This is a genomic window from Glutamicibacter sp. B1 (assembly GCF_039602135.1).
GTDB lineage: Bacteria > Actinomycetota > Actinomycetes > Actinomycetales > Micrococcaceae > Glutamicibacter > Glutamicibacter ectropisis.
This window is the reverse complement of record NZ_CP125942.1, coordinates 1,110,457-1,134,271: the sequence shown is the minus strand read 5'-3', so window position 1 is coordinate 1,134,271 and position 23,815 is coordinate 1,110,457. Positions and strand designations below refer to the sequence as shown.

The following is a 23,815-nucleotide window of genomic DNA, read 5'->3' as shown; positions in this document are numbered from 1 at the left end:
TGGCGTGTGCGTCGCTGGATCGCTCACTGGTTTTCCTTAAAGTTGTGGTGGGAGGCCGGGAGCACCTGGGTGCCCACGCCGGCGGTGGTGAAGATTTCTAGCAGCATCGAATGCGGGGCTCGGCCGTCGACGATGTGGGCCTGGCCCACGCCCTCGTCGACGGCTTTGAGGCACGCCCCCATTTTGGGGATCATGCCGGATTCGAGGCTGGGCAGCATTTCGCGCAGCTCGTCGTTGGTGATCGAGCTGATCAGCGAGGACTTATCCGGCCAGGCAGCGTACAGTCCCTCCACGTCGGTGAGGATCACCAATTTGGTGGCGCCCAGGGCACTGGCCAGGGCGGCCGCTGCGGTGTCGGCGTTAACGTTGAGCACCGCGCCGGTGGGTTCGCCGGCTTCATCAAATTCCGGGGCGACCGTGGAGATCACCGGGATCATTCCGGCATCCACCAGCGAGTCAACCTGGTCGGTGCGCACCCGGGTGACTTCGCCAACCAGACCCAAATCCACCGGCAGGCCGTCGACGATGGTTCCGGTGCGGACCGCTTGCAAGGGTGGCCCCATCTTCACCGGACATGCCCACCGAGTACGGGCCGTGCGAGTTGATCAGGCCCACCAGGTCACGTTGCACCTGACCGGTGAGCACCATGCGCACCACGTCCATGGCTTCGGGGGTGGTCACGCGCAGTCCGCCACGGAATTCGGATTCGATCCCTAGGGTGTCGAGCATCTTATTAATCTGGGGCCCCGCCACCGTGCACGACCACCGGGTTGACCCCGGCGTGGCGCAGGAACACGATGTCTTCGGCGAAGGCGCGACGCAATTCATCGTTGACCATAGCGTTGCCACCGTATTTGATGACCATGGTGGTTCCGGCGAAACGCTGGATCCAGGGCAGTGCCTCGATGAGCGCTTCGGCTTTGGACTGGGCAGAATCCAGGTTGGTGCGGATGCTTTGAGCCATGTGGATCGTTCCTAGCTGGAGTAGGCGGAGTTTTCGTGAACGTAGTCGTGGGTCAGGTCGTTGGTCAGCACCGTGGCTTCGGCCGTGCCGGCGTTCAGATCGATCTCGATCGACACATTGCGTTCTTCGAGCGAGACCAGGTTGCGGTCTTCCCCTACCCCACCGTTTTTGCAGACCATCACGGAGTTGATGGACACGTTCAGCTCATCGGGTTCGAAGGCGGCCTTGGTGGTGCCCACCTCGGAGAGCACGCGCCCCCAGTTGGGGTCCTTGCCAAACACCGCGGTTTTCACCAGGTTGGAACGCGAGACGGCTTTGGAGACTTCTAGGGCGTCGGCCTCGCTGGCGGCATTGTAGGTGCGGATGGCGATCGTGTGATCGGCCCCCTCGGCGTCCTCGATCAGCTTCGCTGCCAGTTCGCAGCAGGCATCGGTCAGTGCGGCGGTGAATTCGGCCATGTCAGGTGTGGTGCCCGAGGCGCCGGAAGCCAGGAGCAGCACGGTGTCATTGGTGGACATGCAGCCATCGGAGTCGGCCCGGTCAAAGCTCATGGCGGTGGCCGCGCGCAGGGCGGTATCGGCCTGTTCGCTGGTGAGTACCGCGTCGGTGGTCAATACCACGAGCATCGTGGCCAGGGCTGGGGCCAGCATGCCAGCGCCCTTGGCCATGCCGCCGATGGTGATCTGGGTGGAACCTGCTGGGCCCACCACACGTGAGACCAGTTTTGGCACGGTGTCGGTGGTCATGATGCCGGCGGCTGCCTCATCGGAGGCACCCTGATCGGTGGCTAGCGCCGCGGCGGCAGCCTTTACCCCGGGCAGCAACTTATCCATGGGCAGCTGCACGCCGATCAACCCGGTGGAAGCCACGGCCACATCGGACGCGGACACGGACAGCAGCTCGGCGACGTATTCGGCACTGCGGTGGGTATTGCCGAAGCCTTCGGCGCCGGTGCAGGCATTGGCACCACCGGAGTTCAGGAGGACTGCATCGACGCGGCCATCACTTAGCACCTGCTTGGACCAGTGCACCGGGGCTGCTGCTACGCGGTTGGAGGTGAAGACGCCGGCGGCGGTGAAGTTCGGGCCGTGGTTCTGGACCAGGACCACATCGTTTTTGCCGGTGGATTTCAGGCCAGCTGTGACCCCTGCGGCACTAAAACCGGCCGGAGCGGTCACTCCGGTGGCAGTGGCTGAGGGATGGGTATTGGTGTGGGCGAGGCTCACGGTGCGACTCCTTGCATGAGCAATCCGGTGTTTTCTGGTAGGCCCAGGGCAATATTCATGGACTGGACGGCGGCACCTGCGGTGCCCTTGGTGAGGTTATCCAGGGCAGCGGTGACGATTACGCGGTTGGCGTGGGTGTCGAAGGCTAGCTGCAGTTGGACGTGATTGGAGCCTTGGACCGCACCGGTGGTGGGCCACTGGCCTTCGGGAAGCAGGTGCACAAATTGCTCGTTGGCGTAGGCCTGTTCCCAGGCGGTTCGCAATTGGGCTTCGCTCACCCCGGCCTTGACCTTGGCGGTGGCGGTGGTCAAGATGCCACGGGGCATCGGGGCCAAGGTAGGGGTGAAGGAGACGGTCACTTCTTCCCCGGCCAGTTTGGAGAAGCCTTGTTCCATTTCTGGAATGTGGCGGTGGATGCCACCCACGCCGTAGGTGCTCATCGAGCCCATGACTTCGCTGCCGAGCAGATTGGGTTTCAGCGATTTGCCGGCGCCGGAGGTGCCGGAGGCCGAGACGATCACGACATCATCGGATTCTAGTAAACCAGCGCCGAAGCCTGGGGCGAGGGCCAACTGGCCACCGGTGGGGTAACACCCTGGCACGGCCACGCGTTTTGTTCCGACAAGTTTTTCGCGTTGTCCGGGAAGTTCGGGTAGCCCGTAGGGCCAGAAGCCGGCATGCTCGGATCCGTAGAACTTCTCCCAGGCGGCGGCCGATTCGAGGCGGTGATCCGCCCCAGCATCGATGACCAGGGTGTTTTCTGGCAGGGCTGCGGCCACGGCGGCTGAGGCGCCGTGGGGTAGCGCCAAAAATACGACGTCGTGCCCGGCGAGGTTTTCTACCGTGGTATCAACCAGGACGCGGTCGGCGAGCGCGTGCAGGTGCGGTGCGATCGAACCAAGTCGTTGTCCGGCTTGAGAGTGCGCCGTGATGGCACCGATCTCTACTTCTGGATGGGCCGCAAGAATGCGAAGGACCTCGCCGCCGGCATATCCGCTGGCGCCGGAGACAGCTACTGAAATCGTCATGACCAGATTCTATCGCGAATTATGCATGGACGCTAATAAATATTCATAAAATACTTCGTCACCTACCGCGACATCCGCAAAACCTACCCCCACCACAGCAAGCAAAGTCCTAAACTGACCATAGAGACCGACCAAAAATCCCCCGGGACACCGCGCATTTGAGGAGCACCACACCATGCAGCAACAAGCCATCGTGGTTAACGAGCCAACCGACGCCACTGGATTGCAGCAAACCCAAATCCCGGTTCCTACCCCGGGCGCCGGTGAGTTACTGATCAAGGTCGCAGCCACCGGAGTGAACTTTATTGAAACCTATCAGCGCAGTGGCGTGTACACCGTTGACTACCCCTTTGTCCCGGGCTCAGAATTCTCAGGAGTGGTAGAGCAAATCGGTGAAGGCGTACAAAACTTCGCGCTCGGCGACCGGGTTGCCACCGCCTCAGGCGTCGCTGGGTATTCGCAATACGCCCTGGTCCCTGCGGATTTGACCGCCAAGGTCCCGGACTCAGTTGATCTACATATCGCTGCGGCCCTACCGCTACAGGGAATGACCGCGCACTACCTGGTTCACTCCAGCTATATGGTCCATGAAGGCGATGTCATCCTCACCTATGCTGGCGCCGGCGGTGTGGGACTGATCCTCACCCAGCTGCTCAAGCTCAAGGGCGCCACCGTGATCACCACTGCGTCCACCCAAGAAAAGAAGGACCTGGCCAAGGCCGCCGGTGCCGACTACGTGGTGGACTATGACAAGGTCGCCGAAACCGTCGACAAGGTCACCGACGGCCAAGGTGTTCATGCGGTCTATGACGGGATCGGTAAAGATACCTTTGATACCTCATTGGCAGCATTACGACGCCGTGGAACCTTGGTGCTCTTTGGCGGGGCCAGCGGTCAGGTCCCCGCCTTTGACCTACAACGCTTAAACGCCGGCGGATCCTTGACCGTCACTCGCCCAAAGTTGGCAGACTTCCTCACCTCACAGCAGGAAATGCACTGGCGCTTTGGCGACATGGTCGGCTGGGTGGCCACCGGCAAGATCGATGTACGCATCGGAGCCCAGTATCCGCTTTCTGAAGCGGGCGCCGCACACACGGCACTAGAATCGCGCACCACCACCGGAAAGGTCATCTTGTTACCGTAAGTACCAGTTTTGAGCCCGGGGCACAATGTACCATCAAATGTCCCGGGCTCGCCACGTAGCAGAAGCGAAACCAATGAGACTTAGCCGACAGTTCAGCTTGATTACGCTAAAACGCTCACGTAGATCGTATTAAATAGTTGCTGGATCTTAGATCCACCCCCTCCAGGATCCATTTCATTGTTGGAACGCTCTCCCCCAGTGTTCCGATTCCACTTACGCAGTTAAATGAAGGGATGGATCCGTTCATAATGAACAACGATCAAACTCCTGCGCCGGATGAAGAGATTTACGCCCCCCAATTTCCTTCCGGTGCCCTAGCCCCGGCTCCCCGGACCCTCATCGACATCCTCCAGGCCACCGCACAGGCACACCCTGATGCGCCGGCCATTGATGATGGCGAGCGGACCGAGAGTTATGCCGAGCTACTTGATGAGGTCAAAGCCAAGGCCCTGCGCCTGCATGAGCAGGGCCTAGGTGCCGGTGACCGCATTGGCGTGCGCGTCGAATCGGGCACCCGTCACCTGTACGAATGGATCCTCGCGATCCTTTGGATCGGCGCCGCTTACGTACCAGTGGATGCCGACGACCCGGATGAACGAGCCAAAACGGTCTTCACCGAGGCCGAAGTCGCCGGCATCGTCAAGGGCACCGACACCATCGTGGTCAACGCCCAGAGGCCCAAGCCTTTTGCTTCGCCTCGGCTACCCGGGCTTGAAGACGACGCCTGGATTATTTTCACTTCCGGTTCCACCGGCAAGCCTAAGGGTGTTGCCGTATCCCACCGTTCGGCGGCAGCCTTCGTCGACGCCGAAGCGCAGATGTTCCTTCCTGCTGACCCGCTGAACACCACCGACCGTGTGCTCGCCGGACTCTCGGTAGCCTTCGACGCTTCCTGCGAAGAAATGTGGATCGCCTGGCGTAATGGCGCCTGCCTGGTCCCGGCCCCGCGCGCCCTCGTTCGCAGCGGCATGGACCTAGGTCCTTGGCTGATTTCACGTTCGATCACCGCGGTCTCCACCGTCCCCACCTTGGCAGCCCTCTGGCCAGCCCAAGCCTTGGACTCGGTCCGCCTGCTGATTTTTGGTGGCGAAGCCTGCCCACCAGAACTGGCCGGACGTTTGGCCACCGACGGACGCGAAGTCTGGAACACCTACGGTCCGACCGAAGCCACAGTAGTAGCTTGTGGTGCCACCATGGATGGCAGCCTGCCGGTCCGCATCGGCCTACCACTAGCCGGCTGGGACCTTGCAGTCGTTGACCCGCAGGGCATCCCTGTGGCCGAGGGCGAATCCGGTGAACTGATCATCGGCGGCGTAGGACTAGCCCGTTACCTTGATCCGGAAAAGGACGCAGAAAAGTATGCGCCGATGCCCACCCTCGGCTGGGATCGCGCCTACCGCTCCGGCGACATGGTGGTCAACGACCCGCTGGGTCTGATCTTCATCGGACGCGTGGATGACCAGGTGAAAATCGGTGGACGCCGCATCGAACTCGGCGAAATTGATGCGGCCCTGAATTCCTTGGCCGGTGTCTCCTCCGCCGCGGTGGCCGTGCGTGAAACCGCGACCGGCAACAAGATCCTCGTCGGCTACCTCCAAGCCCCCGAAGACTACGATCTTTCCGCGGCCCGCACCGCACTGCTCGAAGACTTGCCAGCACCCATGGTGCCTATCTTGGCAGTCATGGATCACCTGCCGATGAAAACCAGTGGCAAGGTCGACCGCAACGCCTTGCCTTGGCCTTTGCCGGGAGCCGAAAGCAATGACTCTTCCGGGGAACTTCCACAGCTTGATGAAGTTGGTGAGTTCATTGCCGAAGCCTGGCAAGGTGCTTTGGGTGCTTCGGTGTCCGGCTTTGACGCGGACTTCTTTGCTGCCGGTGGTGGATCGCTCTCAGCAGCCCAATTAGTCTCCGCGTTGCGCGTTCGCTACCCGGATATGACGGTGGCAGAGCTCTATGACTACCCACGTTTTGGTGCCCTGGTGGAATACCTCGGTGGGCAACAGGTGAGTAGTGAACCGGTAGAACCACGCACCGTGCGCCGTACCAAACGCATGACGCAGCTGGCGCAGACCTTGGTTTCCTTCCCACTCTTTATCCTTTCAGGCCTACGTTGGTTCACCTACCTCCTCATCGGCCACGCCGCATTGGTCGCTCTGGGAGTCTTTGAAGAAGCCCTACCCACCCCGTGGTATGTGATCGCCGGATTGTGGCTGCTCTTTGTCACACCGGTAGGACGAATGGTCCTATCCATCGTGGCCAATAAGTTGTTGTTGCACGGACTAACACCTGGTGTTTATCCGCGTTCCGGTTCGGTGCACCTGCGACTCTGGTTAGCGCAGCACGTAGCTGATGTGGTGGACCCAATTTCACTGTCCAGTGCGCCACTTCTTCCGTGGTACGCCCGCATGCTGGGTGCGAAGATCGATAAGACTGCCACCTTGCACAGCTTGCCACCGGTGACCGGCATGCTCACCGTGGGCCCCGGCGCGACCATCGAACCCGAGGTCGATGTCAGTGGTTACTGGATCGACGGCGATAAGCTGCACGTTGGTGCCATCGAGGTCGGTGCCCACGCCTCCATCGGTGCCCGCAGTATCTTGGTTCCAGGAGCCGTGATCGGCGCCCACACCATTGTCGATGCTGGTTCCGCGGTGTACGGCAGCACCCGCGATCATTCACGCTATGCCGGTTCCCCGGCCACCCGTCAGTCCAAGGCCAAACCAAAATGGCCAGAGGCCGAACCGGTCTACCGCAAGCTGCCACGTGTTCTGGCAGGTCTTGGTTCCATCGTATTGAATCTGTGGCAGTGGATCCCTGTGGTGTTGGCGTTCTCCGCCGTCACCCCGATGCTGCGCCCGGTACATTCACTGGCCGACATTGGTTGGCGTTTCATCCCTGCCGTCCTTCTGGCAGCAATCGTCTGGTTCCTGTCGAGCATGGTGTTGACCATCCTCATCGTGCGTCTGCTGTCTATCGGCCTGGTTGAGGGGTGGCACCCGGTCACCTCACGGGTCGGTTGGCAGGCATGGGCCACCGAACGTGTACTTGATACCGCCCGCGATCAGCTCTTCCCGCTCTACGCTTCACTGTTCACTCCAATCTGGCTGCGCCTCTTGGGAGCGAAGGTGGGACGCGACGTGGAAATCTCGACCGTCCTGTTGATCCCGAAGATGACGACCATCTCTTCGGGAGCGTTCCTGGCCGATGACACCATGGTCGCCTCCTATGAGCTTGGTGGTGGCTGGATGCATATCGCCCCGGTTCGTGTGGGCAAGAAGGCCTTCCTGGGTAACTCCGGCATCCTGCATGCTGGTCGTCGAGTCCCGAAGCGTTCATTGATCGCGGTGCTCTCGGCCACCCCGAAGAAGATGAAAGCCGGTACCTCGTGGATCGGTTCGCCACCTAATAAGTTGCGCCGCACCACGGTGGAAGCTGAGTCCGAACGTACCTACCGTCCTGGGTTGAAACTGAAGATCATGCGTTCGTTCTGGGAGCTGACTCGTTCCTTGGCGGTCTTCACTACTGTGGCGATTGCCGGAGGAGTGCTCTGGGCCCTTGCCGCTATGGCTAGCTTCACCAACATTTGGGTCAGCATGCTGCTTTCTGGTGCTGTTCTGGTACTTGCTGGGGCCGTGGCCGCAGCGGTTGCCGTAGTAGCTAAGTGGCTGGTTGTTGGTCCGATCCGTTCCGGTGAGCACACCCTGTGGAGCTCATTTATCTGGCGCACCGAAATGGTTGATTCCTTCACCGAATTGGTCTGTGCTCAGTGGTTTGCACGCCTGGCTTCAGGAACTCCGGCACTGGTCTGGTTCTTGCGTGCACAGGGCGCCAAGATCGGCCACGGTGTTTGGTGCGAAAGCTATTGGTTCCCCGAAGCGGATCTGGTGACCCTGGAAGATCACGCCACGGTGAATCGTGGCTCCGTCTTGCAAACCCACCTCTTCCACGATCGCATCATGTCCATTGACGCGGTCACCTTGGGAGCCGGTGCAACCCTGGGCCCACACAGTGTGATTCTGCCGGCCGCCCAGATTTCTGAGGGTACGACCACCGGTCCTGCCAGCTTGATCCTGCGCGGTGAAGTCTTGCCTGCCAATACCTACTGGCGAGGTAATCCCGCTGTACGCTGGAACACTACCGCCGAAACGCAAGAAGCACAGCCAGTACCACAGGAAGCCTGAGGCAACCCACCGATGCACCATCGCATTTTAGATGAGTACACCAAGCACTACGGCTCCGGAACCTATACGGTGGAACATTATGATGTGAACCTCGTGGTGAAACTTGCCAGCAACTACCTTGATGGGCGAGCAATGCTTCGCATTCGTGCCCTCGAAGACCTCAACGAGATCGCCCTGAACCTCAAGGGGCTCAGGGTCATCAAGGCCACCTGTCAGGGACGCAAGGTTTCCGTGAGCAAAAAGCACCACCGTATTGTGCTCTCCACCCCGCAGCGGGTCAAAGCCGGAGAACACTTGGAGCTTCAGCTACGTTATGGTGGCAACCCCAACGTAGATAACGGGCAATGGGGAGAAGTGGGATGGGAAGAACTCACTGACGGGGTTCTGGTCTCAGGTCAGCCGGTCGGCGCGTCAACCTGGTTCCCGTGTAATGATCACCCCAGCCATAAGTCCTCCTACCGTTTTGAGGTGTCCACCGATGCCGGGTACCGGGTAGTGGCCAATGGCGATATGGTTGCTCACCGCCGTTCTGCCAGCCGAGACACCTGGGTGTACGAACAGCGTGAACCCATGGCCACCTATTTGGCGACCCTGCAGATCGGACGTTATAACGAAATCGCCTTCGATACTGGCCATCGCCTGCTGGCATATTCGGTGCCGGGCAGCGATCTAGCGGTGCGTGGCGCGTTCGCCAAGCAAAGCCAGATGGCCGAGATCTTTGAACGTAAGTTTGGGCCCTACCCCTTTGAGAATTACAAGATCGTGGTGGTTGACGACGAACTTGAGATTCCATTGGAAGCCCAGGGGTTGAGCATTTTCGGGCGCAACCATCTGTCCGTGGATTGGGAAGCACAACGGCTGATTGCTCACGAATTCGCGCACCAGTGGTTTGGCAATTCGCTGACTCCGACACGGTGGAAATACATCTGGCTCAACGAAGGCTTCGCTTGCTTCAGCGAGTGGGTCTATTCGGAATACGCCAAGATTATGCCACTACAACAGCGTGCCCGCGATGCTTGGGAGATGCTCGAGGCCCTACCTCAGGACATCAACATCGGGGACCCTGGGCCCAAAGATATGTTTGATGATCGTGTCTACAAGCGCGGTGCCCTGACGTTGTATGCCTTGTATGTTGCATTGGGTGAGAAGGATTTCTACGAGATGCTGCGTGATTGGACGGGCACATATCAGCATGGCAATGTCGATACGCCGAAGTTCATTGAGCATATGAAAAAGCATGCAACCGGTGTAGATGTCGATCGCATCTTGCAAGCTTGGCTCAACGAGCTGCCCCTGCCGGACTTCCCAGCTTAAACTCCTTCGAAGCTCGCGTACGCGTTCAGGCACCGTTCAAAAACCGTTCATCCATAAAAATTAGGCTTGCCACCATGAGTATAGAAATACCCCTCCTCGACGAAGCATTCCGCGGATTCACGGTACTTGATGACGATGATGACGATCCATTGTTGCTCCGCGCCGATGGCAGCGTAGTTGATACCTGGCGTGAGGACTACCCTTACGATGAAAAGCTTGACCGCGACACCTATGAGGTTGAAAAGCGCGCACTGCAGATTGAGCTGCTGAAACTTCAGAAGTGGGCCAAGGCCAACGGCCGACGCATCATGATCGTTTTTGAGGGCCGTGACGCCGCTGGTAAGGGTGGAACGATCAAACGCTTCACCGAGCACCTGAATCCACGTGGTGCCCGAGTTGTTGCTTTGGAGAAGCCCAGCGAGCGTGAGTCCACCCAGTGGTACTACCAGCGCTATGTGCAGCATTTCCCGTCAGCCGGCGAGATCGTGCTCTTTGACCGTTCTTGGTACAACCGTGCCGGCGTGGAACGCGTCATGGGATTTAGCACCCCTGAACAGGTAGATCATTTCCTGAATCAAACCCCACTGTTTGAGAAGCTTGTGGTGGATGAAGGCATTGATCTGATCAAGTTCTGGTTCTCGGTCTCTGCTGGCGAACAATTCACCCGCTTCACCATTCGACGTATCGACCCGGTACGACAGTGGAAGCTCTCCCCTATGGACCTCGAGTCCCTAGATAAGTGGGATAAGTACACGGAAGCTAAAAAGGAAATGTTCCTCAAGACGGATACAGATCATGCTCCGTGGACTGTGGTGAAGTCCAATGACAAAAAGCGTGCTCGCCTACAGGCAATGCGTCATGTGCTGAACCTCTTTGATTACAAAGGTAAAGACCACGAACTGGTCGGCTCGCCCGACCCACACATTGTGGGACGTGCGGCGAAGGTCATTACCCACGGCGAAGAATTCTGAGTAGTTTCAGTTTGATCGCACGGTGATCGCGGTGGCCAACAGGCCCTGACCCACACTCCCCTCGGCCATCCAGGTTCCAGTAATCTGGGACAGGTCAACGCCTTGGTGAAGGGTGTCGGTGCGCAGTAGGTGCGCGGAGAATGTTCTCGCCTGCTGGTCTATCGTGATTTCACATTCGAGAAAATCTAACCATTTCCTCGCTAACGGGAACCAGGTCTTAAAGACGCTTTCTTTGGCGCTGAAGATCAGTTTGTCCCAGGCGATGCTCGGATCTTCAGCCGCTAACTGTGCCACCGCCTGCTGTTCGGCAGGCAAGAGGATCAGCTCGACCGCTTCTGGTGGCAACACCTCGTGTGGTTCAGCATCAATTCCGATGCCGCCGAACTGGCTGGAGCTAGCCACCGCAGCCGCTCGCATGCCAGGACAGTGCGTCATACTGCCCACAATATTGGCAGGCCATACTGGTGCCCGATGCGCATCAGGCACCAGCACATGATCCCCATACCCAAAGTCCGCCAAGGCCTCTCGCGCGCAAATCCTCACGGTGCGAAATTCTTGTTGGCGAGACTCTACAGCGGTGGCGACGTACTGTTCTTCTTGCCAGTATCGTTGCCCATGGTCCAATTCTGAACGCGTTTCAACTACACGTATGGACTCGGGTAACAGCGTGTGAAAAATCTGCATGTTTCGCGGTTAGAAACGAGACGATCCGCCGGAACCGGAGAAACTGCCGCCTCCGGAATATCCTGTCGAAATCGATCCAGAAGAACTAGCGGATTCACGGGCTTGAGCCACAGAGCTGGTGCCTGAAGAATATCCGGCGTTATAACTGTTGACGCTCCAAAACAGTGCTCCTGGATTTAGTACGTCGAGGATTGTTCCACCTCGTGAGCCGTGATAATCCGTTGACTGGCGAGAGCGTTCCATTGCTTCTCGCATTTGTTCCTTCTCGTCTTCGTTCTCGGCAAAGGCCTCAATTTGAGCCTTAGCAAATTCGTCGAGCCGCTGCGTTAGTTCTTTGCGAAGATCCGAAAGCTGGTCCAAAGCTTGGTCAACATCGATATCTTCGGTCTTGAGCTTGGTGCTGAGCGAGGCCAACGTGGCGGTTGCATCCTCACGGTAAGAAGCTAAAGCTGCTGCGCTGGCCTGCAGTTCCGGTTCGACATTATCAATGAGAGTCGAAATCTGGGTGAGGTCATCTTCTAGTGGCTGAGTTTGTGCGCGCCAGGCCTCTTCCCACGAGGCCGAGCGAGTGTATAACGCGGCAGCAGCAATGATCGCGTCGTCGGTGCGGTCCAGGTTTTTTGCATCCGTCTTGAATTTCTTGGTTGCCTCTACGCCTTCACTCGAAGACCGGTACTTCTTATCCGCAGCATCAAGTTTGGCTTGCGCGTCGAAGGACTGACGGTAGTTCACCATGAAGTCAGCAAAACGGCGTTCAAGTTCTGCGGCATGGCTCGACCCGGTAGGTAGGGTCTTGGCAGCGAGTTCGGTTTCGTCGAGGTCCATGGTCACGTTGGTCAGATGCGTTGTTCCGCTCTGAAGTTCCTCAGCGAAGCTCTTGCGACGGGAGGAACGCACTGCAGCCACACTGGCGACAACGATTCCCGTGCCACCGCCACCGGCGGCCACGGTCCACCAGAGCGCTGGGCTCTTGTACCACGGACGGTTCATGATGCTCGATGCCTTGGTGGCTACTGCGATCACACCGTCGGTCCACCTCGATAGGTTGAAATCGTCGTAGCCGGCTTCATGAATGCTGTCCATTTGGCCGGTTGAGACTTTTCGGTCTTCACCAAAGTACGTACCAATTTGTCCATCACCAGAGCCCTCAACTGACAGGGTGATGATCAACAGTCCATCGGCCCAGTAATCCCCGTAGTCTTCAGTCTTGGATGAGATCCAATCGGGATGATGTTCTCGAGCGTATTCCAGTGTTTTGGTATTGATGTCATCGGAGTATTCACCTTCGCGCGTGTATACAGCAACGTTGGTTGGCTCATAAAAATCAACATCGTCCAAGGCATCTAGGAGTCGATCGCGGTTGATGACTCCGGCAGTGTCATCGATGCTTACCGTGCCCAGATTTTCACCGGCACGAATTTGAACACCCGATACGGCGTGAGCCGGGGTCACCACGCTCAGCAAGCCGAAGGTGAGGACCGCTAAGGCGCTAACCACTCGTTTACTTAGAATGCTTCGTGCCATGTTCGCTTCTCCTCAAGACCTGTTCTGGATGGTTAGTGAACGACCACTCATAGTAGTTTATCGATCAAAGGGGATTTTTTGTCGCAGTTGCATCTGACGTGCCGGATAGGCTTAGTAGCACGAGGGTAGTTCAAGCTTCTCTCGGCTTGCTCGTAGGTTTCCTAAGGCCACTACCCTACCGCGTGATGCATTGCTCAGAACCTGCGTTTGATCTTCGCTTTTTACCTTGTCAATCAGCAAAAGAGCATCGGCGTAGTGATCGAAAATTTGGCTGGAGCACTAATGACTGCACCGTCGAATCGAAAACGGCGGTAAAATTGCAGAATGACTAGCATTGACGATTCCGGGGCATCCGTCCTTTCAGAACCAGAACGCGAAATCCTCACCTGGGATACCTTCGGTGAAGCCTCCCGCGAACTTGCACAGACCATTGTTGATAGTGGCTTCGAGCCTGAAATTGTCTTGGCGGTAGCACGTGGCGGCCTGCTCTTGGCCGGCTCAATCTCCTACGCACTGGGCGTCAAGGCCTGCGGTGCCCTGAATGTCGAGTTCTACACCGGCATCGGCACCGTTCTCCCTGAGCCAGTAGTTCTTCCACCGATGTTGGACGATGGCCATCTGCGCGACAAGAAGATCCTGATCGTTGACGATGTTTCTGACTCGGGCCGCACCTTGGAAAAGGTCGTTGATCTCGTTTCAGCATGGGGCGCCAATGTTAAGACCGTGTGCCTCTACACCAAGCCACGCACCATCATGGTTCCAGACTACGAATGGCGACGCACCGACAAGTGGATTACCTTCCCTTGGTCGGATATGCCACCAGTAACCGCAACCGCAAAGTAGTGCACACAGCAGGGAACGATATGACTCGTTCCCTGCTTTTGTTTAACCTGCATTTCTTACCCCATTGCTCCTGCCATACGCTGGGGACATGGGTTCTTCATTGAAGCTACAAAAAATTACTGAAACCGACACGGATTTCATAGTGAACCTCGGGGCAGACCCCCGAGTGACCGCACACATTGGTGACGGCAAGCCTTGGAGCCGAGAATATTCAACACAACGTGTCACCCTAGCCATGCAAAGCACGGACATATCGTGGTTTATTGTGTGGCAAGATCAAGTGCGCCTCGGACTATTCACTGCGATGCGGAGAACTCACGCGACAGAAATCGGGTATTGGCTAGCACCGGAGTTCTGGGGCCAAGGATTGGCCAAACTTATAGTCTCCCGCGGCATCGAGGAACTCCACGAAATGGGATGCACCGATTTGATCGCGAGGGTAGCTCCAGGAAACCTAGCGTCGCTCAAAATCTTGGAACGCCATGGTTTTATTGCTCAAAGTCAGGATGAATCGATAATCACCCTCACCAAGGCAACGCCACAGCTCTAGACGGTTGCCGATTCTTGGAGCAGGCCGAAGCTCGTTGGTCGCATAGGATCTGGTGCTTCTTCTTCAGGCTGATAGGTCGGTGTCGGCTCATCCTGCAGGTGTGCACCGGCTCCACGTTCGATAAAGACGACCACGCCCCAGCCAGCTGCGATCAGCACTGCGACAGCTACTAGGCCGAGGAACAACACCAACAGCACGGCACCGCAAGAACGCAGTCCCTTCACGACCCATCACTTCCTTGAAGCTCAAATTTTCAGAGGTTTCCCAGAATAAGTGTAGTCGCCTTCTCGCCACTAGTTCACCGCGATAAACAGCAATGCCCCGGTGCTTGGTCGAAAGTCATCCGAACAAGCACCGGGGCATCGATTAAGGCGTGACTAGCGCTGGGTAGCTCCGAACTTCTCGGTAGCCACAGCCACTGCTGCGGCGCGAGCCTCGGACGCCTCATCAGCGGTCAAGGTACGGTCGGTAGCACGGAAGCGAAGGCCGAAGGCCAAGGACTTCTTGCCTTCTTCAATGCCCTTACCCTCGTAGACGTCGAACAGTGCGATGTCTTCGAGCAACTCCCCTGCACCCTCACGTAGTGCAGCCAGCACTTCGCCTGCGACAACATCCTGGTCCACAACCAATGCCACGTCCTGGGTGGCTAGTGGCTGGGTGGACAGGTGCTCGGCGACGACCACTGCAGGTGCAGCTTCCATCAGGGCAGCAGCGTTCAATTCCATGGCAACGGTGCGTGCTGGAAGGTCCCAATCCTTGAGTAGCTGCGGGTGCAATTCACCGGCATAACCGATGACTTCACCGGCCACCGAAAGCTGCGCTGCACGTCCCGGGTGGAAGCCTTGGTGGCCACCCTGAGCCACTTCGAGCTGGACACCGAGAATGCCGGCAACACTCTGCGCTACGTCCAAGGCGTCAGCCCAGTCCCACGCGCGTGGTGCGAAGCCTGCCGAAGCTGACGCCTCATGGCCGGTCAGAACCGCGGCAAGATGCCATGGCTGGTTTGGCACGCCATTGAACAATTCGGCCAGTACTTCATCACTTGGCTTGGCGCCCAGTGGAGGAAGTACGGTGGATCCGAGCTGTTCGCCTGGTAGGAACACCAAGCCACCCTCGTACAAGGCAAGGTCGCGGAAGCCACGGCCGATGTTACGGCGCGCAGTATCAAGCAGACCCGGCAGCAAGCTGGTGCGCAGGAAGCGGAATTCCTTGGAGATCGGATTCGCCAAGGAAATGGCCTTCACCGTGGTTCCGGACTGAGCAGCACCAAAGGTGTTGTTCTGTAGCTCAGAAACGAATGGGTAGGTCAGAACCTCGGTCAGACCAGCATCTGCGAGGCCCTGCAGTACACGGCGACGCTGCGACTGGGCGCGGGTCAGGCCACGGCCTGGAGGTGCTACCGGCAGGGTTGCTGGAATCTTGTCATAGCCCACGACACGGGCTACTTCCTCAACCAGGTCTTCCTTGATGGCTAGGTCTGGGCGCCAGCTAGGGGCGGTGACCAAAAATCCGGTGCTGTTTTGCTCTACGCTGGCCCCGATGCCTTCCAAGGAAGCAACGGTCTGCTCATCGGTGTAATCCACGCCGATCAGTGCGCTAGCAAATCCAGCCGGCAACTGAATCTGCGTCGGTGCAGGCTGTGCCCCGGCGTCGGTGATCTGAGCGGTTTCAGTACCACCGGCAAGTTCAACCAACAGGTTCACTGCTCGCTGGGCTGCAATCTGCATGATCTGCGGATCAACGCCACGCTCGAAGCGCTTGGAAGCCTCAGAAGGTAGCTTGTGGCGGCGACGCGAACGACCGATGGAGACCGCATCAAAGTGTGCAGCCTCAATCAAAACGCGTGAGGTCGTCTCCGAGACTTCAGTCGAAGCCCCACCCATGACACCTGCGATACCCAGGGCACCGGACTCATCGGTGATCAGGAGGTCTTCAACCGAGAGTTCACGTTCCTTGTCATCCAGGGTCGTCAACTTCTCGCCAGCTTCAGCGCGGCGCACGGTGATCGCTCCGTTGAGCTTGTCAGCATCGTAGAAGTGCAGTGGTGCACCGAGTTCAAGCATCACATAGTTGGAGATGTCCACCGGCAAGGAGATGGAACGCATGCCAGCAAGCTGCAGGCGCGAAGCCATCCAACGTGGAGTTGGCAGCGAAGGGTTGATGCCGGTGACTTCACGGGTGACGAAGCGGGTGCAACCTGGAACACCGTAAATCGGTGCCTGATCGGCCAGCACGACTTCGTGTCCAGCTTCGCTGGCTTCACTCACGGCAACGGTGGTTGCTGGGTCGGTGAAGGAGGTACCGGTAGCCAGTGCGTATTCGCGCGCCACACCACGGATGGAGAAGCAGTAACCGCGGTCCGGGGTGACGTTAATTTCAGCGGCCTGGTCGTTCAGGCCGAACAGCTCGAACACATCGGTGCCCAGTTCCGGATCTAGCCCGTAGTTTGATAGCACGATGATGCCGTCGTGGTCATCGCCGATGCCCAGCTCACGGGAGGAAGCGATCATACCTGCCGAGGTGTGGCCGTAGGTTTTGCGTGGGGAGATCTTGAAGTCTCCAGGCAGCACGGCTCCTGGCAAGGTGACAACAACCTTGTCGCCTTCCACGAAGTTGTGGGCACCACAGACAATGCCCTGCACGCCGGAGGGGTCGATGCCCTTGCCGGTCAGGGTCTGCTCGGCACCTTCTGGAACCACACGAACCTGGCACCAGTTGATGGTTTTGCCGTTGGAGGCTACTTCCTTTTCGAGCGAGAGTACCTGGCCGACCACAATCGGGCCAGAAAGCTCGTCGGTGGGGCGGTGAACGTCTTCTTCTTCCAGCCCAACCTTGACCAGGTCTGCCATGACGTCCTCAGCCGTTGCTTCGGCTGGTACCTGCGCGTACTCGCGCAACCAAGATAGTGGAATACGCATTACTTAGATCTCCATCCCGAAGTGCTGGCTGAAACGGACGTCGCCCTCGATCATGTCGTGCATGTCAGGTACGTCGTTGCGGAACATGAGCGTACGCTCGATGCCCATACCGAAGGCAAATCCGGAGTATTCTTCCGGGTCGATGCCTGCCGCGCGCAGCACGTTCGGGTTGACCATGCCACAGCCACCCCATTCGATCCAACGCGGTCCGCCCTTGGCACCTGGGTGCCAAATATCCAGCTCTGCCGAAGGCTCGGTGAACGGGAAGTACGCTGGGCGCAGGCGGATCTGTGCTTCTTCACCAAACATCTGACGGGCAAAGTGCTCCAGGGTGCCTCGCAGGTCAGCCATGGTCAGGCCCTTATCTACGGCCAGACCTTCGAACTGGTGGAAGACCGGGGTGTGGGTGGCGTCCAGCTCATCGGTGCGGAAGGTGCGTCCCGGGCACAGCACGTAGACTGGCACCTCACGTTCGAGCATGGAGCGGACCTGTACCGGTGAGGTGTGGGTGCGCAAGACCAGGTGGGCGTCGGCTGGCTCGATGAAGAACGTATCTTGCATTTCGCGGGCCGGGTGATCTGGCTTGAAGTTCAGCGCGTCGAAGTTGAACCATTCGGATTCAACTTCTGGACCCTCGGCGATTTCCCATCCCATACCAACGAAGATGTCGGCAACGCGGTCCTGCAGGACCGAGAGTGGGTGGCGTGCGCCAATCGGGCGACGGCGAGCCGCTGCGGTAACGTCAACGGTCTCTTCGATGAGGATGCGGGCAGCTTCGGCTTCTTCGAGCACGGTGGTGCGAGCAGCAAGGGCCTTGTTGACCCGTCCGCGGGCGGAACCGACAAGTTTGCCGGCCACGGCCTTTTCTGACTTGTCGAGCTTGCCGATCTGGCGGTTTGCCAGGGACAGTGCTGACTTTTCACCAGTATGTGCCAGGCGGGCTTCTTTTAGTTCGTTAAGGTCGCCAGCAGCCTCGATGGCAGCCAAAGCAGCTTCAACGGCGGCCTGGATTCCTGCTTCATCGGTTGGGTGCGGAACGTTGGACTCCCCGTCGGGAGCTTGTCCAGTTGTCTGATCAGACATGGGATCGATCGATCCTTACTCTTATCTTGTACTTACGCGTAGAACACTTTGGTTCCATTCTATTGCCAAGGGCCCGTGATCGTTTCACCGATGACGGGCCCTTGGCGTGAAGCTTCTTACCTCGAAGCTAGATTTTTGCTACTTAGTGCGTTTCCTTAACACCCTTAGGTGCGAAGGCCAGCACGAAGACGAGGGTCAATACCAGCAATGCTCCACCGAAAATCGACGAGTAGAACAGTGAGTGGTCAAACTTGCCGGTGGCCTGGTAGACCTGAGCGCCCTTGATCATGTCAAAGGTGACGGTGTGGTGCTCAACTTCGCCCGGGGTGTGCGAGGTGACTTCACCGGGGAAGTTCACCAGGAGGTTAGCTTCGGTGAAGGAAGAATCAACGGTGGCCTTGTCCCCTGGCATGGAGAAGGTAACTTCCTGGCCATCATCGGCAAGGTTGATCTCAAATCCGAAGACCTTAAACGCGTCCTTGAGCTGGGTGTAGGTCTTGACGCCATCGGTTTCGAAGCGCAGGCCGACGTTCTCACCTTCATTGATCTTGGAGTAAGTCCACTTACCGTCAAGTTCCTTTTCCATGGCTTCGGTGTCTACCTGAGTTGCCAGAAGCTCGTCCAGGCTCATGCCCTGAAGGTTTTCCTTGTTCAAGGTCACTTCAACGACGCCGGTCGTCTTATTTTGACCCTGAACGTTGACTTCTGCATTCATGTTGACGCAGCCGGACAATGCTAGGACAGCGGTAAAGACCAGCGCGATCACGCTCAAAAGTCTCTTCACGGAAAAGGGCTCCTCAAAAAGTTGGGGTTCAGAATTCGTGCAATGCCACGAAGGGCGCTACTTCAAGTTTACGCGTCTTTATTTGCTCACACTTGCACGTACTTGTTCTAGGCAAGCCGCAACAATAGGTGCGTCCGCGGGAATCCACTGAACTACGTTATTCAAGGTGTCATCAAGGGTCAGCCATGCCAACTGATCATGCCCATCGAGGGTATCTGGTTCACCGTGAATAATCTGCGCGAACCACATGCGCATGGCGGCCTTTTCATTCAATTGCCATCCTTGCGGATGTGGACCTGGGATCGATGCGCCGAGTCGGATTTCTACGCCTAGCTCTTCGCGTAGTTCACGGTGCACCGCCTCGACTTCGCTCTCCCCTGGCTCAACTTTTCCTCCGGGGAATTCCCACAGCCCGGCCAGGGATTCGGGGCGGTTGCGCCGGGCAGCCAAAAGTTTGCCTGGTGCTGCCAAATCGTCAACGATGGCGACCGCAACAATCTGCTTCAACAGTGGTATTTGCTCCACGGCTTAGCTCCGCTGAGAAGTGTGCTGGGCGCGGGCTGATGCGTACAGGCATACGGTTGCTGCGGTTCCGACATTCAGCGATTCGGCGACGCCATATAGCGGGACGGCAACCGCATGGTCGGCAGACTGTTTTTCATGCTCATCAAGGCCTTGTCCTTCATTGCCAAAGAGCCACAGCGTAGGGGCTTCGAGTTCTGGCTGGCCATCACTTTCCTGTTTGCTATCCCCCGCTTGGTGGGCGCGCAGCACAGCGGCGTCCTGTAGTGCATCGAGATTCAGCGCACCGTAGCCATCAGCTGCCAATACTTGGCTACCGGTGGTTTTTGCGGCTTCGATCAGGTGGTCAAATTCGATGTTGTTGAGTACCGGCAGGTGGAACACGGAGCCTACGGTGGAACGTACTGCCTTCGGGTTGTAAATATCGACGCTGCCCTTGGTGAGGATTACCGCGTCAGCTCCGGCGGCGTCGGCTGCTCGTAGCACGGTTCCGGCGTTCCCGGGGTCTTGAACTCTGCACAGTACTGCGATGAGTTTTGGCTTGGAGCTAAGCACTTCGCTCAGCTGTGGCTGCGAAATCGCAGCAACGGCAAGAATGCCCTGTGGCGTCTGTGTGTCAGCCATGGCATGGAGAACCTCGCCGGTGACAATCCGAGGATGGATCTGGGCTTGTTCGAGTAACTGAGCGAATTCTTCATGGCTTTCAAGGAATCCGCCGACCACATATACGGCTTGTACTAGGTTGTCATCTAGTAAGTGCGCTTTAAGAGCTTCACGCACCGCTTGGGGACCTTCAACGAGGAATTCCCCTGTGGCTTCACGTCCTTTGCGGTTGGCAAGGCGAGCGACCGACTTGACTCGTTCGGCGCGCGGATTGGACATCACTTCAGGGGAAAAACTGCTCATACTTCGAGAATACCGGTAGAAACACTAATGGGTGGGTTCGCGCCCTGCGCGATACCCACCCATTGGTGTGATCTGTCCTACCTGAGCTTCAGCTCAAAGGGGGAAAGATTTACTTCATCTGCTGGCGGGATTCTCCACCAGCTGGTTCGAAGCCTGCAGCCTTAGCAGCTTCAACCGAGTTGAACCAGAATTCAGCTTCGGTCTGCTCGTACCAGGTCGAACCTGGAACGTGGTACTTGTTCGAGCCGGCGTTGCCCTTGATAACGAAGCCCTCAGGAGCGTCTTCGCCTTCAACAGCCTTGATAACACCTTCGCCCTCAACGGACTTTGCAGCAGCAGCCTTAGGAGCCTTTGCAGCCTTTGGAGCAGCAGTCTCAGCAGCAGCGCGTGGAGCGTTGACGTCAGCTGGCAGTGCTTCCTTAGCAACCTTAACCAGGGTTGCGAATGCGTTGGAGTCCGATACAGCCAGCTCGGCCAGCATACGACGGTCAACCTCGATCTCAGCAGCCTTCAGGCCCTGGATCAGACGGTTGTAGGTCATGCCGTTAGCGCGGGATGCAGCGTTGATGCGCTGGATCCAGAGGCGACGGAAGTCACCCTTACGCTTACGGCGGTCGTTGAAGCTGTAAACGAACGAGTGGAGCAGCTGCTCCTTGGCCTTACGGTACAGGCGCGAACGCTGACCGCGGTAACCCTTTGCGCGTTCCAGAACGACGCGACGCTTCTTGTGGGCGTTTACTGCCCGCTTCACACGTGCCACGTGTGTACTCCTTCAAGTCAGTTCCCCAGTGCCCACGGTATTGCGGGATGGGAGAAATCTATGGGTGGTGGGGTATTGCTTCCCCGAAATGCGAAAGGGAGAGCTTAGAGGCCCAGCATCCGCTTGATGGTCTTTACATCGGCCTTAGCGACGATCTGGTCAGAAGCCAGGCGACGGGTAACGCGCGAGGACTTGTGCTCCAGGTAGTGGCGACGGTTGGCCTGCTGGCGAGCGAGCTTACCGCTACCGGTGAGCTTGAAGCGCTTCTTGGCGCCACTGTGAGTCTTGAACTTCGGCATAGCTGCCGTTCTCCTTACGTGCTCCACACGGTGAAATTACCGCATGGGGATCATCCGAAGCGGGCCCCTTTTTATGGTGACCGCTGTTGTTCTCTTGTAGTTGGATCTTCCCAAAAGGCAAGATCCTTCACCGTAAACGGTGACGGGCTCGAAAGCCCAACAGGCTTGGCTAGGCGTCGCCTTCAGCTGCTTGGCGTGCCTGCTCCAATTTGGCGCGGGCTTCGTCATCCATAGCTGCTGCAACGTTCTGGCCCTCGGTCTCAGCTGGAGCGTCGGTGCGAATCTTACGCTTGGCCGAATTACGACCACCCGACTTCTGCTGCTGTTCGCGGCGAGCCTCTGCCTTGTTCTTCAGCGGACCAACAACCATAACCATGTTTCGGCCATCGATGCGTGGGCTGGATTCAATGATTCCGGCCTCAGCTACGTCTGCTGCAAACTTTTCCAGCAAGCGGATACCCATCTCTGGTCGCTGCTGTTCACGACCGCGGAACTGGATCATGGCTTTCACCTTGTCGCCAGCGCCCAGGAAGCGCAATGCATGCCCAACCTTGGTCTCGTAGTCATGAGTATCAATCTTTAGGCGGAAGCGAACTTCCTTCAAGACCGTGTTGGTCTGGTTCTTACGAGCTTCGCGAGCCTTGACAGCGGCTTCGTACTTGTACTTGCCGAAGTCCATCAGTTTGCACACTGGAGGCTTGGCGTTGGGTGCCACCTCGACCAAGTCCAGATCGGACTCGTGAGCCAAACGAAGCGCGTCCTCGATGCGGACGATGCCTACCTGCTCACCATTGGGGCCGACGAGACGTACCTCTGGCACGCGAATGCGCTCATTAATGCGTGGATCGCTGATGTGTCACTCCTGAAATTCGTAATCCATAACCACAAACGAAGAAGGCCCCCGTCTGCGATTGCAGGCGAAGGCCAAAGTGAACGACATGACGAAAGGCGCAAAGAATTGCGCCTACATCTTGGGATTGCATACATGCGATCCTGCCGAAAAACCCGGAAGCCTTGAAACGGCGACGGCGGGTGGGAGTTGGCCTCCACTTGCATGGCTCAATACTAGTACGAATCCCCATTCAGAGCTAACTGAACGTCATGAGAAGTACCGGCATCGAGTCGGTCTGTGACAAGCTTAGCAGTATGAGTACCGAAGACACCAACTCGCATCAGCACCTCGTCGACCAGCAGGTGCGCGATATCGCCGAAGTTCCGGCAGTAGAAATCATCACCACTGCAGCCGTTCACCTGATGAGCGCAGCAGCAGTTAAATGTGGTCTGGCTGAGGGCGAAGACGCCACTGAGCTGAAGGATCTGGACGAAGCACGCAAGCTCATCACCGCCCTTGCTGGCCTAGTCACCGCAGGTGCACCGGAGATCGGTTCGCAGCATGCGGCCCCACTGCGCGATGGTCTGCGTAGTCTGCAGCTAGCCTTCCGCGAGGCCTCCTTGATCCCAGATGCACCAGGCAAGGGCCCGGGTGAGAAGTACACCGGCGCCGTCAACTAAGCAAATATTCTGGCATTTTTAAGAGATTAACATCATGGGCTCGCTTCCTTGGGAAGCGAGCCCATCGTTGCTTAAATCACAAGAATCATACAAGCCGCACGAGGCCAAGTCATCGGGTTAGTCTTGGTGCCATGGAATTGATCGAGCAACCTGTGCTCAATGCCGGCACCTTTCTCTTGCGCCCATTTCAAGATTCGGACCTCGATCTGATCCACGGGGCTTCGAAGGATCTGTACATCACGCAGATCACCACCGTCCCTTTTCAGGGATCACGCCAGCAGTGTTTGGACTTCATTGAGCGTCAGCGCCAGAGGACCGTCGATGGCACTGGTTACTCTTTTGCCATCGCTCAGTCAGCGACCAACCTTGCAGTCGGACAAATCGGCCTCTGGCTACGCAATGCGGATCGCGGGCGGGCGAGTATTGGCTATTAGGTATCTCCCCAGCATCAGCGACGGGGTGTTGCCAGCACTGCGCTGAAGACAATAAGTGAGTGGGGATTAAGCTACCCGGGCATCCACCGCGTTGAGCTCTACGTCGAACCATGGAATGAAGGTTCCTGGCGAGCTGCCTAACGCTGCGGATTTCAGCGTGAAGGT

The 23,815-nt window shown here is 57.8% G+C and carries 20 protein-coding genes and 2 pseudogenes; 8 read left to right on the top strand and 14 right to left on the bottom strand.

Annotated features, from left to right (window positions below):
- Positions 1–23: 23 nt before the first annotated feature.
- The 3 genes and pseudogenes from argB to argC all read right to left on the bottom strand — a co-directional run bounded on the left by argB (position 24) and on the right by argC (position 3,218).
- A pseudogene (gene argB / locus QMQ05_RS05265) lies at positions 24–964 on the bottom strand (acetylglutamate kinase).
- A gap of 11 nt (positions 965–975) precedes the next feature.
- Complete coding sequence (gene argJ / locus QMQ05_RS05260; protein WP_345473585.1) at positions 976–2,190, bottom strand: bifunctional glutamate N-acetyltransferase/amino-acid acetyltransferase ArgJ; 1,215 nt, start codon at positions 2,188–2,190, stop codon at positions 976–978.
- Entirely contained in the window at positions 2,187–3,218 is a 1,032-nt protein-coding gene (argC, locus tag QMQ05_RS05255; protein ID WP_345473583.1) for an N-acetyl-gamma-glutamyl-phosphate reductase, read from the bottom strand. Before argC ends, argJ begins: the two co-directional genes overlap by 4 nt.
- Before the next feature lie 175 nt (positions 3,219–3,393).
- Here argC and QMQ05_RS05250 point away from each other — a divergent pair, with 175 nt between their 5' ends.
- From QMQ05_RS05250 to ppk2, 4 genes are all read left to right on the top strand, one after another.
- On the top strand, positions 3,394–4,362 hold the full coding sequence (locus QMQ05_RS05250) for a quinone oxidoreductase family protein (protein ID WP_345473581.1): 969 nt from the start codon (positions 3,394–3,396) through the stop codon (positions 4,360–4,362).
- 248 nt (positions 4,363–4,610) lie between these two features.
- A complete protein-coding gene (locus QMQ05_RS05245) occupies positions 4,611–8,546 on the top strand; it encodes a Pls/PosA family non-ribosomal peptide synthetase (protein WP_345473579.1) in 3,936 nt (1,311 codons plus the stop codon).
- Positions 8,547–8,558: 12 nt separating this feature from the next.
- Positions 8,559–9,860 (top strand): M1 family metallopeptidase, encoded by a 1,302-nt coding sequence (locus tag QMQ05_RS05240; RefSeq protein ID WP_345473577.1) that lies wholly within the window; start codon positions 8,559–8,561, stop codon positions 9,858–9,860.
- Positions 9,861–9,934: 74 nt separating this feature from the next.
- On the top strand, positions 9,935–10,831 hold the full coding sequence (gene ppk2 / locus QMQ05_RS05235; protein WP_345473574.1) for a polyphosphate kinase 2: 897 nt from the start codon (positions 9,935–9,937) through the stop codon (positions 10,829–10,831).
- Between the two features lie 6 nt (positions 10,832–10,837).
- On the opposite strand, the gene QMQ05_RS05230 is transcribed toward ppk2, so the two are convergent.
- Positions 10,838–11,515 carry a 4'-phosphopantetheinyl transferase family protein gene (locus QMQ05_RS05230; protein ID WP_345473572.1) on the bottom strand — a complete coding sequence of 226 codons (678 nt, stop codon included), beginning with the start codon at positions 11,513–11,515 and terminating at the stop codon, positions 10,838–10,840.
- Positions 11,516–11,524: 9 nt separating this feature from the next.
- Positions 11,525–13,039, bottom strand: coding sequence for a DUF5129 domain-containing protein (locus QMQ05_RS05225; protein ID WP_345473570.1), 1,515 nt, complete (start codon positions 13,037–13,039; stop codon positions 11,525–11,527).
- Between the two features lie 324 nt (positions 13,040–13,363).
- Between QMQ05_RS05225 and QMQ05_RS05220 the strand changes: the two genes are divergently transcribed.
- Positions 13,364–13,882, top strand: a complete 519-nt coding sequence (locus tag QMQ05_RS05220) for a phosphoribosyltransferase (RefSeq protein ID WP_058255151.1) — start codon at positions 13,364–13,366, stop codon at positions 13,880–13,882.
- A 100-nt stretch (positions 13,883–13,982) separates the two neighbouring features.
- A complete protein-coding gene (locus tag QMQ05_RS05215) occupies positions 13,983–14,432 on the top strand; it encodes a GNAT family N-acetyltransferase (RefSeq protein WP_345473567.1) in 450 nt (149 codons plus the stop codon).
- Here the strand turns inward: QMQ05_RS05215 and QMQ05_RS05210 are convergent.
- The 9 genes from QMQ05_RS05210 to infC all read right to left on the bottom strand — a co-directional run bounded on the left by QMQ05_RS05210 (position 14,429) and on the right by infC (position 22,524).
- On the bottom strand, positions 14,429–14,656 hold the full coding sequence (locus QMQ05_RS05210) for a hypothetical protein (RefSeq protein WP_345473565.1): 228 nt from the start codon (positions 14,654–14,656) through the stop codon (positions 14,429–14,431). The two genes, QMQ05_RS05215 and QMQ05_RS05210, sit on opposite strands and share 4 nt — an antisense overlap.
- Before the next feature lie 153 nt (positions 14,657–14,809).
- Positions 14,810–17,350: a phenylalanine--tRNA ligase subunit beta gene (gene pheT, locus QMQ05_RS05205; RefSeq protein WP_345473563.1), complete on the bottom strand. Its 2,541-nt coding sequence runs from the start codon at positions 17,348–17,350 to the stop codon at positions 14,810–14,812.
- Positions 17,351–17,353: 3 nt separating this feature from the next.
- Positions 17,354–18,433, bottom strand: coding sequence for a phenylalanine--tRNA ligase subunit alpha (locus tag QMQ05_RS05200; RefSeq protein WP_345473561.1), 1,080 nt, complete (start codon positions 18,431–18,433; stop codon positions 17,354–17,356).
- A gap of 142 nt (positions 18,434–18,575) precedes the next feature.
- A complete protein-coding gene (locus QMQ05_RS05195) occupies positions 18,576–19,217 on the bottom strand; it encodes an LppM family (lipo)protein (protein ID WP_334123284.1) in 642 nt (213 codons plus the stop codon).
- Positions 19,218–19,295: 78 nt separating this feature from the next.
- Positions 19,296–19,733 (bottom strand): (deoxy)nucleoside triphosphate pyrophosphohydrolase, encoded by a 438-nt coding sequence (locus QMQ05_RS05190; RefSeq protein WP_345474645.1) that lies wholly within the window; start codon positions 19,731–19,733, stop codon positions 19,296–19,298.
- Positions 19,734–19,745: 12 nt separating this feature from the next.
- Positions 19,746–20,645, bottom strand: coding sequence for a TrmH family RNA methyltransferase (locus tag QMQ05_RS05185; protein WP_334123286.1), 900 nt, complete (start codon positions 20,643–20,645; stop codon positions 19,746–19,748).
- A 109-nt stretch (positions 20,646–20,754) separates the two neighbouring features.
- The gene (gene rplT / locus QMQ05_RS05180) at positions 20,755–21,405 is read right to left on the bottom strand and encodes a 50S ribosomal protein L20, sunset domain variant (protein WP_334123287.1); all 651 of its coding nucleotides are present in this window, start codon (positions 21,403–21,405) and stop codon (positions 20,755–20,757) included.
- 104 nt (positions 21,406–21,509) lie between these two features.
- Positions 21,510–21,704 (bottom strand): 50S ribosomal protein L35, encoded by a 195-nt coding sequence (gene rpmI, locus QMQ05_RS05175; RefSeq protein ID WP_013348480.1) that lies wholly within the window; start codon positions 21,702–21,704, stop codon positions 21,510–21,512.
- 169 nt (positions 21,705–21,873) lie between these two features.
- A complete protein-coding gene (gene infC / locus QMQ05_RS05170; protein WP_058255160.1) occupies positions 21,874–22,524 on the bottom strand; it encodes a translation initiation factor IF-3 in 651 nt (216 codons plus the stop codon).
- Positions 22,525–22,850: 326 nt separating this feature from the next.
- Between infC and QMQ05_RS05165 the strand changes: the two genes are divergently transcribed.
- Positions 22,851–23,216: a DUF1844 domain-containing protein gene (locus tag QMQ05_RS05165; RefSeq protein WP_058255598.1), complete on the top strand. Its 366-nt coding sequence runs from the start codon at positions 22,851–22,853 to the stop codon at positions 23,214–23,216.
- A 131-nt stretch (positions 23,217–23,347) separates the two neighbouring features.
- A pseudogene (locus QMQ05_RS05160) lies at positions 23,348–23,791 on the top strand (GNAT family N-acetyltransferase).
- Positions 23,792–23,815: the final 24 nt, after the last annotated feature.